The 15,986-nt window shown below is 64.6% G+C and carries 12 protein-coding genes; 7 read left to right on the forward strand and 5 right to left on the reverse strand.

The window, feature by feature from the left end:
* Together VG320_RS11970 and VG320_RS11975 are read left to right on the forward strand one after the other, a co-directional pair.
* On the forward strand, nt 1-547 hold a 547-nt coding region (locus VG320_RS11970; RefSeq protein WP_327200319.1), incomplete at its 5' end, for a substrate binding domain-containing protein.
* Nucleotides 544-3,366: a LuxR C-terminal-related transcriptional regulator gene (locus VG320_RS11975; protein ID WP_327200320.1), complete on the forward strand. Its 2,823-nt coding sequence runs from the start codon at nt 544-546 to the stop codon at nt 3,364-3,366. The genes VG320_RS11970 and VG320_RS11975, both read left to right, overlap by 4 nt.
* An 85-nt stretch (nt 3,367-3,451) precedes the next feature.
* Here the strand turns inward: VG320_RS11975 and VG320_RS11980 are convergent, their stop codons facing one another.
* Complete coding sequence (locus VG320_RS11980; protein WP_327200351.1) at nt 3,452-4,366, reverse strand: LysR substrate-binding domain-containing protein; 915 nt, start codon at nt 4,364-4,366, stop codon at nt 3,452-3,454.
* Between the two features lie 131 nt (nt 4,367-4,497).
* Between VG320_RS11980 and VG320_RS11985 the strand changes: the two genes are divergently transcribed.
* Together VG320_RS11985 and VG320_RS11990 are read left to right on the forward strand one after the other, a co-directional pair.
* Complete coding sequence (locus VG320_RS11985) at nt 4,498-5,055, forward strand: sugar ABC transporter (protein ID WP_327200321.1); 558 nt, start codon at nt 4,498-4,500, stop codon at nt 5,053-5,055.
* Between the two features lie 21 nt (nt 5,056-5,076).
* The gene (locus tag VG320_RS11990) at nt 5,077-5,931 is read left to right on the forward strand and encodes an MBL fold metallo-hydrolase (RefSeq protein ID WP_327200322.1); all 855 of its coding nucleotides are present in this window, start codon (nt 5,077-5,079) and stop codon (nt 5,929-5,931) included.
* Nucleotides 5,932-5,942: 11 nt separating this feature from the next.
* Here the strand turns inward: VG320_RS11990 and VG320_RS11995 are convergent, their stop codons facing one another.
* Nucleotides 5,943-6,638: a lipocalin family protein gene (locus VG320_RS11995; protein WP_327200323.1), complete on the reverse strand. Its 696-nt coding sequence runs from the start codon at nt 6,636-6,638 to the stop codon at nt 5,943-5,945.
* A 247-nt stretch (nt 6,639-6,885) separates the two neighbouring features.
* On the opposite strand from VG320_RS11995, the gene VG320_RS12000 reads away from it, so the two are divergent.
* From VG320_RS12000 to VG320_RS12010, 3 genes are read left to right on the forward strand one after another with little or no spacing between them, the layout of a single operon-like run.
* Nucleotides 6,886-8,322, forward strand: a complete 1,437-nt coding sequence (locus tag VG320_RS12000) for a TldD/PmbA family protein (protein WP_327200324.1) — start codon at nt 6,886-6,888, stop codon at nt 8,320-8,322.
* Nucleotides 8,319-9,683 (forward strand): TldD/PmbA family protein, encoded by a 1,365-nt coding sequence (locus VG320_RS12005; protein ID WP_414696024.1) that lies wholly within the window; start codon nt 8,319-8,321, stop codon nt 9,681-9,683. The genes VG320_RS12000 and VG320_RS12005 overlap by 4 nt, the downstream gene beginning before the upstream one ends.
* Nucleotides 9,684-9,731: 48 nt before the next feature.
* The gene (locus tag VG320_RS12010) at nt 9,732-10,550 is read left to right on the forward strand and encodes a hypothetical protein (RefSeq protein WP_327200325.1); all 819 of its coding nucleotides are present in this window, start codon (nt 9,732-9,734) and stop codon (nt 10,548-10,550) included.
* A gap of 96 nt (nt 10,551-10,646) precedes the next feature.
* On the opposite strand, the gene VG320_RS12015 is transcribed toward VG320_RS12010, so the two are convergent.
* From VG320_RS12015 to VG320_RS12025, 3 genes are read right to left on the reverse strand one after another with little or no spacing between them, the layout of a single operon-like run.
* Nucleotides 10,647-14,636, reverse strand: coding sequence for an FAD-dependent oxidoreductase (locus VG320_RS12015; RefSeq protein WP_327200326.1), 3,990 nt, complete (start codon nt 14,634-14,636; stop codon nt 10,647-10,649).
* A gap of 53 nt (nt 14,637-14,689) precedes the next feature.
* Nucleotides 14,690-15,202 (reverse strand): hypothetical protein, encoded by a 513-nt coding sequence (locus tag VG320_RS12020; protein ID WP_327200327.1) that lies wholly within the window; start codon nt 15,200-15,202, stop codon nt 14,690-14,692.
* On the reverse strand, nt 15,199-15,954 hold the full coding sequence (locus VG320_RS12025) for a DUF2182 domain-containing protein (protein WP_327200328.1): 756 nt from the start codon (nt 15,952-15,954) through the stop codon (nt 15,199-15,201). The genes VG320_RS12020 and VG320_RS12025 overlap by 4 nt, the downstream gene beginning before the upstream one ends.
* Nucleotides 15,955-15,986: the final 32 nt, after the last annotated feature.

A 15,986-nucleotide genomic window follows, 5' to 3' on the forward strand; every position in this document is an offset into this window, starting at 1 on the left:
CGCTTCCTTGCCCGATTCCGGCTATATCGCCCAGCCGATCGGGGTGAGCTACAGCGTGCTGGTGGCGTCGCCGACGTGGCTCGCGCGCCATGGCGTGCCGCGCACGCCCGCCGATCTCGCGCAGCACGCGTGCCTGGGGCTCGACACGCCCGCCGCGCCCGCGCACGAGTGGCGCCTGCAAGGGCCGGACGGCGAGTCGGTGCACGCGCTCGGCGAACCGGCGCTGCAGGTCAACGAGCCTGAGGCGCTGGCCGTCGCCTTGCGCGCGGGCAGCGGCATCGGGTCGCTCGCCATATACTCGGTAATCGACGATCTGCGCGCGGGCACGCTGGTGCGGGTGCTGCCCGCCTACCGGCTGCAAACCCTCAACGTTTATGCGGTGTATGTGTCGCGCGTGTTTGTCGATGCGCGCATCCGTACCTTTGTCGACCATCTGCGCACGACGCTCGCGCCCGCGCTGCGCGCCGAGGAACAGGAGATCGAGCGGCTCGTGCGCGCCACTTCCAGTGTGGCCGTGCTGCCGCCAAGGAGCCAACCGCGCCGATGAACCCACAACCCGACAGGCGCAGGCGCGAAGCGCCGGCCAATGGTGGGGCTGCCGCACGGGCCGCCGCGCTGATCCACACCAAGCTCGCGCCCGCGCATGCGCGCGAGCAGGTCGCGCGCACCGTGCCGCTCGAACGCCTGCGCGCGGGCCGCGAGCGCAAGCTCACCGTGGTGTGCGCGCCGGCGGGCTACGGCAAATCCACCCTGCTGGCCGAGTGGCGCGCGGCGCTGCTCGCCGAAGGTGCGCAGGCCGGCTGGGTGAGCTTCGACGACGATGACGACGAGCCGTCCACCTTCGCGGCGTATCTGATCGCGGCGGTGGTGGAGGCGAGCGGCGGTATCGGCACGCGCGCCGCGCAGCAGTTGCGCGAGCGTGCCGTGCTGCCGATCCACGTTGCCTTCGCGGAGTTGCTCAACGAACTGGCGGCCAGCAGCACGCCGCTGTTTCTCTTTCTCGACGATGTGGACCGGCTCGCCTCTCCCGCGATCCACGAAGCGCTGTTCAGCCTGCTGCGCTATGCGCCCGATCATCTGCATCTGGTGCTGGGCTGCCGCTCGACGCCCGCGTTGCCGCTCAGCTACTTTGCCTCGCGCGACCAACTGGTCTGGCTCGACGCCGATACGCTGCGCTTCACGCGTGCCGAGGCCGCCGAATTCGTGCGGCGCGTGGCGGGCAAGGAACTCGCGGCCGCGGATCTCGAAGCGCTGGTCGGCGCGACCGAAGGCTGGGTGTCGGGTCTGCAACTGGCGGCGCTGGCCCTGCGCGACGACGTGGATGCGGGCCAGGTCGTGCGCCGCGTCGCGCAGGCGCGCGGCGGCATTGCGGCCTATCTGAACGAAAACGTGATGCACGTCCTGCCGCAGCCGTTGCGCGAATTCCTGCTCGCAACCGCTGTGCTAGAACGCATGACGCCCGCGTTGTGCAACGCGCTCACGGGCCGCGACGACGCCCACGCCATGCTTGAATGGCTCAGCGCGCGCAATCTGTTCGTCAAGGTGCTCGACGGCGAGGCGCAGGCGGGCGCGCAGTGGTTCCGCTATCACGCGCTGTTTTCGCGTTATCTGCGTGACGAATTGCAGGTGCGCAAACCCGAAACCGTGGCCGGTCTGCATCGCGCGGCGGCGCGCTGGCTGGGGCAGGCCGGCCTGTGGTCGGAAGCCGTGCGCCACGCGCTGGCGGCCGGCGAAGTGATGCAGGCGGCGGACTGGGTCGAGTCCTGCGCGATGGAGCTGATCGCCGCCAGTGACGTGCGCACCGTGCTCAACTGGATCGCCCGTCTGCCGGACGCCGCGCTCGAAGGGCGCGTGCGCCTGCGCCTCGCGCACGCGTGGGCGCTGGCGTTGTCGCTGCAGATCGTCGCCGCCCGCCGCGCGCTCGAGCGCATCGAAGCCGATCTCGGCCATGGCACGCTTGCCATCGACGATGTGGCTGCGCTGGAAGTGCTGGCGGTGCGTTCCCTGGTGGCGGGCCTGGCCGACGAGAGTGCTGAATCGCTGCAACTGGGCCGCCGCGTGCTCGATGCGCAGCCGCGCCCCGGATCGTGGGTCGAGCATATCGGCCAGACCACGCTGATTTTCGGGCTGAGTTACGCGGGCGGTCTGGAGGAAGTGCTGCGGCTGCGCGCACACGACGAAGCGGCGGATGGCGAGCCGCTTTATTCGAACGTCTACCGGCGCAGCATGAGCGGTCTGGGCGAGTTCGTCGCGGGGCGGCTGGGCGACGCGGCGCGCACGTTCGAGGGCGCGCTGCACATGGCCGAGGAACGCGCGGGACGCCTGTGCGCGGCGGCGGCGCTGCCGGCCGGCTATCTTGGCGCGATCTGGTACGAGTGGGGCGATCTTGCGCGCGTGCGCGAGTTGCAGCGTGAACGACTGTCGATCGCACTGCAGGCCTGCTCGCTTGGGCCGATGCTGCGCTTCGCGCTCACTGCCGCGATGGATCTGGCGCATGCACGCGATTTCGGCGGCGCGCAGGCGTTGTTGCGCGATGTCGAGCGCGTTGCGGCGGGGCGGCAGTGGCTGCGTCTGCAAGCGGCGTGCATGGGCGCGCAGGTGCGTATCAGTCTGATGGAAGGCCATGACGCGCAGGCGCATCGCCATGGCGAAACGCTGCGCGCGCTGGTGGATTTCGACGCAGACATGCCGCCCAACGGTGGCAGCGGCATCGAAACATGGTCATTCGCGATGACGGCACGAGCGCGCCTGCTTCTTGGCGAGGGGCGTGCCGGGGAGGCGGCCGCCATGTTTGGCGGCGTGCATCGCCAACTGTCCGCGCGCGGCATGCCCTGGCTGGCGGCGCAGGCGGCGGTGCCCGGCGCGCTGGCCTTGCAGGCCGCAGGCGATGAGGACGCGGCGCTCGCGCTCTTTGCGCACGCGCTGGCTTATGGCCAGCGCAATGGTCTATCGCGAACCTTCGCCGACGAAGGCGAGCGCGTGGCCACGCTGCTGGCGGCAATCGGCCAGCGCCCGGCGAACTTTCCTGACGTGGGCGGCTGGTATCTCGACGAACTCAAGGCGGTTTGTTCGACCGCTGCATCCGCAGGCGGAGTCGATGACATGAAGAGGATTCCTGAGCGTAATCCGGAAAGCCTCGCGGCGAACAATCTCAGCGCGCGCGAAGTGGAAATTCTGGACTATGTGGCGCGCGGTCTGTCAAACAAGGAAATCGCCCGCGCGCTGCGCGTCGCCCCAGAAACCATTAAATGGCATCTCAAGAAAATCTTCGAAAAGCTCAACGTGCATTCGCGCATTCAGGCGGTGCGCAGCGGCCTGGCGTTTGACATGCCGACAGTGCGCGTTCGTACAGGAAACGGTCCTTGACGCCTGCGCTAAAGCATTGTGTGGGTAAGCGCTGAATGTGAAATACCGGCTTCCGGTCGTCGTTCAGTGGCGACCTGGTGCGCGATCATGACGGCGCGACGATATTTTTGCCGTCGGCGGATGTGGCTTCATCGACAATCCATTGCGTGAATGCCTGTAGCGGCCGCGCGCTCAACTCGATCGGCTCAGGAAGGACGAGGCAGAAGTTTTTGGTAATCGCTTTGCCGTCAGGCCAGGGCGCGACCAGACGGCCTTGTTCAAGCTCCGTGCCGATATAAAGACGCGGTACCAGCGCGACACCCAGGCCGGCCAGCGCGGCCTCGATCAGCATGGAATGAAGGTCATAACGCGCACCAACCGCCGAATTGCCCAGCTCGATGCCGGTCTCCTCTGCGTAAAGCTGCCACGCGTCCGGGTTCTGCCGCCGGTGCAGACGCGGCAGTTCATCGAGCGATACGTTCGCACCCGCGCCGGCGAGCAGCGCCGGACTGCATACGGGCACGAGCACCTCCTCCAGCAGTCGATGTGAATGCATACCGGCCCATGCCGGGTGCTCAAAATGGATTGCTGCGTCGAAACCGCTACCAGGAAGAACGAACGGCTCCATGCGCTCCGCAATATGCACGGTGATAGCCGGATGAAGAACCTGAAAACGTTTGAGCCGGGGAATCAGCCAGCGCGTGGCGAAGGTCGGAATGGCGGCGATATCGATGCTCGCGCCTTCGGTTGGCTGCCCCATCAGATACAGGCTGTCGCGCTCCAGTCGATCCAGCGTCTCGCGAACCTGCACCGCGTATCGCGCGCCATTGGGCGCAAGCCGCACCCGGTTGCCCACGCGCTCGAACAGCACAACGCCCAGAAATGCCTCCAGACGAGCGATCTGACGACTGATGGCGCCTTCGGTCAGCGCCAATTCCTCGGCCGCGCGGGCGAAGCTGCCGTGGCGGGCCGCGGCTTCGAAGGCCAGCAGCGCGGAATTGCTCGGAATTTTACGTCGCATTGAGGTTTCGCCGGTGGGAAAGGCAGCGACGCCAGCTTGAGCAAACATCACTGAAGCCTGACTTTATATCGCTATAAACGTGAAAAACATCAGATTAGCATTACGTTAGTGCAATCAACATAGTTAATCCGATGATCTACACCGTGGAATGCAGCTTCGACGATCCCGCTAGCGAAGCGCAATGGAATGAGTTCTACAGCGCTGAGAAGCTGCCTGCGTTGATTTCGGTTGCGGGCTTTCGCACCTCGCAGCGCTTCAAATCGTTAAGCGATGGTTGCCCGGTTTATCTGGCCATTCACACCGTTGATGGACTCGATGTCCTCACGGGAGAGGAGTATCGCCAGAAGGGCGGCGGCAATTTTGCCAGGTGGCAGCAACACATCACCAACTGGCGCCGCAATCTCTATGACGGCATTGAGCCTGCACCGGCGGTACAGGCCGACGAAGTTCTCGTGATGTGTGCAAGCGGCCCAGAAGCGCTGACCGGGATCGGCCTCGCGCCGCTGTCCATGAGCGCTGTCGCGCTGGATAAGTCTCCGCTGCGCCGCTGGCTTGCAAGCATGCCTCGGCGAAACGCTCATCTTGTCGAGCGCATTTCCACAAGCGTTCAGATTTACACACCGATGACCGGGCAGCTGACGAGTGAGCGTCTTGTGCGCGCGGCGTCGGATACGCACGTCCACAACTAGAACGTCTTCAGGAGACGCGCTGTGTCCACCAATACGTTCCCGGTTCAACGAGTCGGCGATTTCACGATCACCGCCATCAGCGACGGCTATCTCACCGCAAGCCTCGACTTCCTCTCGAATATCGATTCGTGCGATGCCGCCAGAATGCAAAGCGATGCCGGGCAGCAGGAGCCTGCCGCCGTGCATATCAACTGCTACCTGATACGCGGCGCGGGGCGGACCGTGCTTGTCGACGCCGGAGCGGGTGGCATCAGGCAATGGGGCGGCCGCCTGAGGGCGCATCTGGCGCTTGCCGGTGTCGAACCCGCCGATATCGACACGATTCTGCTCACCCATGCGCATCCCGATCATGTTGGAGGGCTAGTGGACCCGGACGGTCAGATCGTCTTTCCGGATGCCGAGTTGCTTGTCCATCAGCGCGAGGTCAAATTCTGGCAGGACGATGCCAATCTGGCGCGTGCGAGCGAGCGCGCCCGTGGCAACTTTCTGATAGCGCGCCGGGTGTTCGACGGCTATGGCGACAGGCTTCGTACTTTCGACGAGGGGGAAGTGCTTGCCGGTATCCATGCGCTGCCGCTTCCGGGGCACACGGATGGACATACCGGATATCTCTTCGAATCCGCCGGGCGCAGCCTGCTTGTCTGGGGCGATATCGTTCATTTCCCTCACATCCAGATCAAACGGCCAGACGTCTCGATTGCATTCGATCAGGACGCCACGCTGGCAGCCGACACACGCTCACGGCTGCTGGATCAGGTCAGCGCAGAGGGGCTTGTAATTGCCGGCATGCATCTTGGTGAAGCCGGCTTTGCGCGGATCAGGCGCACGAACGGAGAATATGGCCTGTTCTATGAGGCCGATCGCATGTCGGCCTGAGTAGAAGCGTCTCAATCATTGCCGTGCGCACGCGCAAAACCCGGCTGGCCCACCTGACTGGGTAGCTGGGGTACACGCCGGAATCGCGACGTGTCGTAACCCATCCCATCAAGACGCGCCAGCAGGGCGCGATAGTCGGCGTCGCTGATCTGCGGCTGCCGCGCAAATATCCAGCCGAGTTTCTTGCCCGGATAGCCGAGGATCGTGTAGCGATAGTCGGGATCGACATAGAGCGTGAACTGCGTGACATAGATCGGCCAGAAGAGGCGCACGCTCCACTCGCCGCCGCCGCTGCCGGCCTTGACCGTATCGACGAACTGGTAGCGCTTTTCTGGCCCGTCGAAACCGCCTTTACGGCCGACGAAAGCGTCGTCTATGCGTCCGTCCTCGCGCAGCGTCCATTCGGCGCGGCTTGCGACGAAGCCGCGCTCGGCGAAGTACGGAATATTGGCGATCACGTACCAGCGGCCCATATAGCGCGGCAGATCCACCGGCACGGTCTGCAGCGGTAGCGCGGCGCGCGGATTCGGGTTGGGCGGCCCGTCCGTGCAGCCGGTCAGGCCCACGAATGCGGCTGCGGCACAGTACGCGGTGAAGCGGGCATAGGGGCGCGCGTGACCGGCCGACCGATCCGCTGCGCGCCTGAGCACGGGAAGCGCCGACGCCAGCACAGTGGCGGCTGCGCCAAGGATGAAGATCGTGAGCATCGTGGCAAGGCTCCATTTCTCGATTCCATCGGCATATACGGATCAGGTGGCCGCACGGATGCATCGGCGCAGAAATGTGGGCGATGCGGATGACTACGTCAGCGATCGTGAATCGCATCCGGGAGGAATCGCCCGACACGCCTTAAACTGCGCTATGCGCGCGATTGCATTGCGTCGTGGCGCTCCGCATGAATCATGGACCGCCGGGACATTCGCACTGACCCGGCGCGCGTAAGGAGGAGTTTGCATGAGCGAAGAACGCTGGACCCTGGCCGCGCGCGGCTTGCGCAGCGCGGCCGACTTCTGGTCGGTGCGTTTCGTTGATGAGCGCACCGACGACCATACCGTACGCAACGACGTCGCGTTGCCGTCGCGTCAGGCGCGCGAGCGCGGCGCGATGGTCACGGCCTGGGCCGGTGCGGGCGCGGGCTACGCGGCCACCGCCGATCTTTCCGCAGGCGGGCTGCAGCGCGCGCTGGAGATCGCCACGGCGCGCGCCCAGGCGGGCGCGGCGCATGCGCTGATCGACCATCGCACGATCGCGCGACCCACGCAAAGCGGCAGTTATGTTTCGCCCAATGCGCACGCGGCGCTGCCGTCGCGGCGCGAATGGATCGAGCGCCTCACGCACGAATGCGCGGCGGCCAATGTCGATGCGCGCATCGTCGAGCGTGTCGCGGGCATGCAGGTCACGCAAAGCGACCAGCTTTATCTAACCAGCGACGGCGTGCGCATCGACCAGCAGTTCCGCTTTCTGATGCCGAGCCTGTCCGCCGTCGCGCACGCTGACGGCGACACCCAGGAACGCACGCTCAACGGCCACTACGGCACGCTCGCGCAGGGCGGCATGGAAATCCTGGCGCGCTATGGTTTCGACGGCGCGGGTGCCCGCGTCGCCGAAGAAGCGCTGCAACTGCTGGTCGCGCCCAATTGCCCGAGCGGCCGGCGCGACCTGCTGCTGATGCCCGACCAGATGATGCTGCAGATCCACGAGTCGATCGGCCATCCGCTTGAACTCGACCGCATTCTGGGCGACGAGCGCAATTTCGCGGGCTGGAGCTTCGTGAAGCCCGAGATGTTCGGCCACTACCAGTACGGCTCGCCATTGCTCAACGTCACCTTCGACCCCGAACTGCGCGAGGAAGCGGCGGCCTACGCCTTCGACGACGACGGCAGCGCGGCCAGCAAGCAATATCTGATTCGCGCGGGCGTGCTGGAGCGCCCGCTCGGCGGCGCGCTCTCGCAGCAGCGCGCGGGTCTGCCGGGCGTGGCGAATTCGCGCGCGGCCAACTGGAACCGCCCGCCCATCGACCGCATGGCCAACCTCAACATCGAGCCCGGCGACCAGTCGCTCGACGCGATGATCGCGGGCATCGAGCACGGCATCCTGATGAAGACGAATACCTCCTGGTCGATCGACGACCATCGCAACAAATTCCAGTTCGGCTGCGAGTACGGCCAGCTCATCGAAAACGGCAAGCTCACGCAGGTGGTCAAGCGGCCCGGTTATCGCGGCATTTCCGCCAGTTTCTGGCGCGGACTTACGGCGGTCGGCGACGCCTCCACGCGCGGTGTGTTCGGCACGCCGATGTGCGGCAAGGGCGAACCCGCCCAGGTGATCCGCGTGGGCCACGCGTCGCCCGCGTGCGTGTTTTCCGACGTCGAAGTGTTCGGAGGGGCATGATGACCGGAATTCTTTCTACGCGCGGCGTCGACGCGATCGACTGGCACGCGCACTTCACGATGCTCGCCGAGTCGATCGAGCGCATGTGCCGTCCCGGCGAAACGGTGCTGAGCGCCTTCGCGGGCGAGCAGTCCGATTTCATCCGCTTCAATGCGGGCAAGGTGCGCCAGAGCGGCCAGGTGGAGCAGGGGCGTCTGACCTTGCGGCTGATCCACGGCGCACGCCAGGCGTACTCCACCTTCGATCTGGGCGGCGACGCGCACGCCGATGTGAGCGACGTGTCCGACGCGCTCGCGGCGCTGCGTGAAAGCCTGCTCGATGCCCCCGACGATCCCCACGTGTTGTTCGAAACGAGTTCGTGGACGCGCAGCACGCGCCGCGACGGCCGCTTGCCCGATCCGCAGGCGCTGGTCGAACTCGTCGCGCGCGCCGCGCAGGGTCTGGATTTCGTGGGCTTTTATGCGGGCGGCACGCTTGCGCGCGGCTTTGCATCGACCACGGGCAGCCGCGGCTGGTACGAGGTGGAGAATTTCAACTTCAGCTGGTCGCTTTATCAGCCCAACGGACGGGCGATCAAGACCGCTTACGCGGGCGACGCCTGGGACGACGCCGTATTCGTCGACAAGGTGCGCGAGGCGGCTGAACGCCTGCCGGTTCTGTTGCGCGCGCCGCGCGTGCTGACGCCGGGCGGCTATCGCGCCTGGCTTGCACCAGCGGCGCTGGCGGAACTGATGGAAGCGGCGGCATGGAACGGCTTTTCGGCGCGCGCGCAGGCGTCGTCCACCAGTCCGCTCTACAAGCTCAATACCGGCGCAGCGGCGTTCGACAAGCGTATTTCGCTGGCGGAATCGCTCGAACTCGGCATCGCGCCCGCATTCAACGACGACGGCTACTTACGCGCCAGCGTGCCGCTGATCGAGGCGGGGCGCAGTGTGGGGCGGCTGACGAGCGCGCGTTCGGCGCGCGAATACGGGCTGGAGCCCAACGGCGCGCTGCCGCAGGAGATGCCCACCAGCCTCACGATGACGGCCGGCGATCTCGCACAGGCCGATGTGCTGGCCCGCCTGGGGACCGGGCTTTATATCGGCAACTTGTGGTACGTGAATTTTTCGGACCGCATGAATTGCCGGCTGACCGGCATGACGCGCTTCGCCACCTTCTGGGTGGAGGACGGCGAGATCGTCGCGCCCGTGGACGCCATGCGCTTTGACGACAATCTCTATGGTCTGCTTGGCGAGCGGCTGGAGGCGCTTGGCGCGCAGCCCGAACTGCTGCTCTCCGATTCCACCTGGGGACAGCGTGCGGCCGGTGGAGTGCAATTGCCGGGCGCGCTCGTGAAGTCGTTTGAGCTGGTGTTGTAGGATGCGCTCCCAATCGCTCAAACATTTGCCATCGTCGAAAAAGTCTCCATGAGAACAATCGCAGTTGCTGCAGCCTTTGCAGCGGTTTCGCTAGCCGCGCCGGTCGCCTGTTTCGCGCAGACAGCCGCCAAGGCCACGAAGCCGGCCACACACGTCATTTCGTCGATCGATCTGGCAAAGCCATTCGGAACCCGGTTGCCGTGGCGGTTCATCGCCTCGCAGGCGCCTGGCGAGCCGGACCGCAACGGCACGGGCGATCCTGACCCGGGCGTGATTTATCCGTGTATTACGGCTAACAATGGCAAAACCTGTCTGCCCGATACGGACAGCGTCCTGCGTCTGCCGAAGGATGCGGATGGCTTTGCGACGCCCCATTATCTTTTCGACGCAAGGATCGTGCAGGTGTCGAAACAGGCGCTGCTTCTGCTGCAACTCGGAAGTATCCGGGCAGACAACGGCGATCAGATCAACGGCACCCAGGTCTATGCATACGATCAGGGCAAAGACAGCTTCGCGCCGGTCTACGCGCATCGCACTGGACGTAACAACAATCAGGAAGTGCGCTTTATCGACACTGGCCCGCTGCAGGGAGACATCATCTCCGTCGACCCGACGCCGGACGCGCCGTTCGGCTATTGGGTGTCCGTCAACAGACTGGAGGCTCCGGGAGCGACAGACAGCTATAAGGAAGTGTTGCGCTATCGCAGCGCAACGGCCTATGGCGACGGCAATCCGCTGGCTGTGATCGACGCGGAAATGCCGGGCATCCAGCGACGCATGGGCGTGTGGAAGCCCGGTATGCCGCTCCCGGCGCCACACGACTGCCGTGCGCCGCACCTCGTCAAGTCGGTTCTGTGGTGCGGCTGAAAAAGGCGCCTGGTGATTTGCGGGCCGCTACGCCAGCCGCTCGACCTGTCGTTTGCACGACGGTCGACCGGCCAGCGTCCCCCTTTCCTTTTTCTCTCAGGTCTGGATCGTGTTCATCACGTTCGCAGGGGTGATGAGATCGAACACCACCGTAGCGGGAATCGCCGCCGCACCCTGATGCGCATTCAGGTACGTTGCGGTGTCTCGCGCCTGCCGCGCTGCGATTGCTTCACCCACCTTCAGCACGTCCTGGTAGTGACGGAATACGGCGTCGCGCAACTGCGGATCGACAAAACCGTACGTGTCCTGCAGGACGTCGATGGAAGGTTCCAGCACGCCACGCCCCAGCACGGTCTCGGGATACGGACCCTGACCGGTGACCGATGCATTGATCTGCACGTCCATGAACGTCATATTGCCGATGGCCGGATAAGTGGCCGTTTGCGAGGGCAGGCAGGCGAGCACGTCCGCCGGCGACCACTGCGAGGACGGCTTGTGGACGGGCAAGGGGTACATCAGCGTCGATGCATTCGGGACGAACGCCGCGTGGTTGTAGGCACCGTCGTTGACAACCGTGTGCTGCACCGAGAACTGCCAGATGAATAGCGCGAGTACCTCCTGCAACACCGCCGCCGTTTTGACCTCCGCAGGGAAACGATGCGCGACGCGCTTGCCATCGACATGGTTGAACGCCGGAATCAGCTTGCCGAAAAAGCGCTGCAACTGGATATCCGCCGCAATGGCCTGATCGCCGCCCGGATACTGGATCGAAATGAACTGCTGGACGAAGCGCGCGATGGCCTCGTACCAGTGGCCGGCGTCGTGGACGTAAGCATAGGAAAACGGCGTGTTTTCGACGCCGCGTCGCTTGACGTCGGCCGGCAGCGCCAGATCGAGAAAGCGGAAGCGGTCATCGTCGTAGTACATCTTGTCCTGCAACTGATAGTTGCCGATCCGCCCGCACGAGAAGATCAGATCGTAGATGTAGCCGATGTTGTAGACGCCCGGCGCGCCATTGGGCGTGCGGGTGGCCGGGAATGCCCCGGCGTACGGGTTGTAGTCGCGGTTGTAGATGCTCTGCTGGAATTCCACCGTCTTGACGACGTGTGGGCGCAGCAGCCTGAAAACCGGATGCTGCTGGAAGGGCTCGGCGGAGTGGGGCGCCGTGTCCGGATTGAAGACTTCTTCCGAGAACAGCGCGATCGACACCATGGCGCAAATCTGGTGCGTGAGCAACTGATGAAAGCCCACGTCGTGCAGCGACTGGCCCGCGCAGTTGGTCTGCATCTTGGCCAGCAGCCAGGCGTTGTCGGCGTTGTTCATGTCGGGCGTGAACAATTCGCCTTGCGCTTCGAGCTGGATGCCAACGGGCATCAGCTCCTTGCGGTCGTTCACGGTAAAGAAAACGATGGGTTTCGCCAGGTAGAACCCGACTGGAATCACCGTGCAGGCTTCCAGATAGCGGCGGTAGTTGGCCACGTATTGCACTGCGCCGTGACGTTGCAACTTGCCCGCGTCTGCGATGCCTGCGTCCGAAATCAGGCGGTCGAGGTCGGAGGCCGAGACTTTTTCGAGCAGGTTGGGCATGAAGCCAGCCAGTTGCTGGCGCGCAAATTCATCGTCGTCCTTGAGCCAGAATTTCGGTGCGGGGATGGTCTGGAAATTGTTGCCGTAATAGATGTCTTCCAGCATCTGGGCGGCGTTTTCCTGGTTGACGGCCTTCGGCGGCTGCTTCGCGCGCCAGGCGACATTGTCGTTCCAGCTCGCGTTGAGCATCGCCAGCACCTGCTTGTCGCCGGCCGTTGCCTTCATCGACTGGGGTACCACGTCGTAGTTCGCCACGAACGCCGGCACCTGACCGTCGAACACGTATTGCTGGTCGCCGTAAATGCCCGGCTTGCCTTCGGCGGGCGGCGATGCGGCATTGCGATCCACGGCGTTGTACTCGTACGCATAGGCCATGACGTTGGCGCTGGCGGGATCGCCCTCGACATCCGGCACTTCGAACGAGCCCCACGTCTGCTGCATCTGCACGATTTTTTCGGTCGCACCGGCGTGCTGGAGAATATTCAGTACTGCGTTATAAGCCGAATCCAGCGCACCGACGATCCAGCCATGATGAACCGAACAGCATTCGCCGGCGAAGTTCAGGTGGCCGTCGAATTCCGGCATCAGGAGCGAGGGATAGAGTTCGTTGAACTGGCCGGGTTTGAACAGCGCAAAAGCGCCGCCACCTGCATGCTCATCCCAGAACCACGTTTTGGTCGTCACGCCGTCGTGATAACCCGCGAAGCACGCATAGACATCGACATCGGGATAGAGATACTGGATGCCCTTGAGGCATTCTTCGACACGCTCGCGGTCGTCGAGTGCGCCGAGCTTTCTGGCATCCAGCGCCCAGCAGTACACCTGAAGCACGCCCTGGTCCGCCGCATAGCCATACGAGGGGTAAATGATCTGCCGGTTGGCGCGGTCCGTTGCTGCCGCGCCGTAGCCCTGGGTGCGCTGCTGGCGCTCGCCGAACTCGGTCCAGAATTGGCGTTTGAAGGTCAGGAAGGCCTTGAACGACGCCATGTAATTGCACTCGCGGATCGCTTGCGCCTTGTCGAAGGAGATACCTTCGAGCAGGTTCAATTGCGGTTGCCCGTTCAGATAGGCGCCGTTAGGCAGCGTCGTCACGACGTAGGGATAGGCGCGCTCGGATTGCGTGCCGTCGTCGGCGTTGCGCACGGTGACGCGCATGCCGCCCTGGCCGTCGTTCAGGCCGGGATCATGGCGCAAGGCGGTCACTTCGTGCCGCAGGTGCACGCGCACCTTGTCGGGGCTGCGCACGTTATCGTTGTGTACGGCAGCGTCGGCATAGCGTGCCGAGACTTGCGGCGGCTGCGCGTCCTGCGTGAGATTGGGCGGGTTATAGCTGTACGGGCCGCCGGGTTGCGCGGGCAACATGCCCACCTGGATCTGCGCGTCGATGCCTTCCTCCATCGTCACGGCGTCCTGCAGATCGAGCACGGCCCGGCATGCGTCGGGGAAGCGCTGCATGCCCTGATCGACGGTCAGCATGTAGATGGCGGGATCGTCCGGGCGGTAGGGGTCCTTGCTGCCGCCCCAGTCGTAGACCGCGATCACCATTTCCACGAAGGAGACGGAATACATGCCGCTGCCCACATTCGTGGTCTCAAGATAATTCGCCACCGACCACGGCAACAGATCCGACTTTGCGCCCATGGCCGGATCATAGTATTCGCCCAGATCGCCCAGATCGCCCAGCCGGAATTGCGTGGTGAGGTAATCCCACATCGAATACTGATCGAACTGCATCAGCAGATCGAAGCCCTCGGCAAAGGAACGGTTGATCGCCTTGAGGAAGGGATCGTTCACCTGGTCGAGAACGGTGTTGATGGGCAGGTAGGGCTTGCCGCTGCCGTCGTGTCGGGGCGTGACCCAGACCGCGGGAATATCGCCGCCCTGTTCGACGCCGAAATTGAAGCTATCGAGCGCCGAGTTGGCCTGCGTGGTGAATGTAGCCATGTTGTTGTAGCGCAGCCGCTGCTCGGGCGAGCTGTAATAGAACTTGCGCCAGAACACCTGCTGATCGTGCAGGCCGTTGCGGGCCAGCACGGCGTTGACCGCCAGCGCCAACTGCTGGACCGGCAACATGTCTTCCGAGAATTGCGGCAGGCGCATGCCGCCCACTTCGCCATACAGGCCGGCATTCTGCACATCGTGCGGATTGTAGTCGCGCGAGTACCACGTATGAATACGGCCGCCGACGCGATCGCTGGCTTCGAACAATTCGAACTCGATGCCAAGCGACTGCAGGATCAAGCCTGCGAACATGCCCGCGAATCCGCCGCCTACGATCCCGACCTGCGGCGTCTGCGTCTTCGCCGTCAGCAGATGGGCCGACGGCCCGCGCGCCGCGCGCAAGGCCGCTGCCTTGTTGCGTTGCGCTTCGACTACCGCGCGATAGTGCGCGCCATGATTGGCCAATATCCAGCGCGAAAACGCGGCGCCCAGCGAGCCGCGATGTTGCACCTGCCGGGGCGGTGTGACGGTCGCGGCGTTGAATTGCAGAAAACTCATGATGTCTGCTCCTTCTCCAGGATACGGGGATTGTTTATTGGCTTATCTGGAATTCACGGCTGAAGCGCTTCGACGCAGATGCCTATCCGTCCGATGTCGATGCTCGTACCGGGCGGGAGTGGGGGGTGAGGGCGGACGAGAAGATCGAATTGCACATTGGGGTGCGCGATTGCGCGCCCGATGACTGCGCGTAACACGGCCTCGTGCGCGGTGATGTCGAGAACGCACACCATGCCGCTATGGGGCGCGGCAGCAGTGGCCCGTCTCAGACCGAAGAGCGCCGCACTGCCCAGAAATAAGGCGCCGTTGGGGCTCGTGCGTGCAGGGTCCGGGTCGCGCAGATAGACCTGCAGGACGGTCGCATCGTGTGTTCCACGCACCTGCTCCAGCAGCAGATAAAAACGAACGGCGGTTGCAGCGTCGGCGGACGCCAGTACGGCGGCGGCGTCGATCTCGATACGCAGCAGTGCTTCGACGCCCGCCGATTGCACGACGATGGCCTGCTCGCTCGAGGCAAGCGAGCGCAGCGGTCGAGACGATCCCGCCGTACCGTCGGGGCCGCTCATGACAAGACTCCTTCGCGCACCGGCCGTTCAGCGCCGGGCCGGACATGGCGCAGGCTGCGATGCCTGCGCGCGTGGGCGATTTCACGCTGCAGCAACTGGCTGGCCGCGCGAAGTCCCCTGATTTGCCATGCGGGCCGCCGGGGGGCATCAAGGCGCTCGCAATACGCCAGCACCGCGATGACCGGCATGACCAGCAGATGCCAGACCGGCAGCATCGCGGTCAAGAGCATCCACGCCCAGCAGGTGCCGATGCACCACAACCCGTGCGCGAGCCCGAGTCGAAGCGCATCAACGTCCGCGCGCAGACCGAAAGCGGCCAGTGGCGGGTGCGTGTGGCATCGGTTGAGAAAGCCTTGCCTGAGCGGCGAGCACTGCCAGATTGCCGCCACCAGCAAGGCAAGCGCGGCCGGACCGTAACTGCGCGTGGTCAGGCTGCCCAACGACTTCGCCAGCGCGCTGATGACAAGGCCCGGAATCAGCCAGATGGCCGCAAAGCCCGCCAGGAAGATCAGGATCGTGCGCACGCGCCGCTGCGCGAACACGCTCACCTGAATGTGGGCGATGGCGGGCAAGGTCATCGGCGCCATCATGGCCACGATCATCAACAGCCAGCCGAGGCAGGCCGATGCGAACCAGCCAGGGGTCAACCACGGGGCCGGCGTCACGCTGCACAGAAAGTCCGGCAGGCCTTGCGCCGACCGCCAGGACAGTGCCGCGAGCGTGAACCAGGCCGCGAGGCTGGCGCCCAGCACGCTCAATCGCACGGGAGCAAAGGCGTGTCTGT

This window comes from Paraburkholderia sp., from assembly GCF_035948235.1.
Lineage (GTDB): Bacteria > Pseudomonadota > Gammaproteobacteria > Burkholderiales > Burkholderiaceae > Paraburkholderia.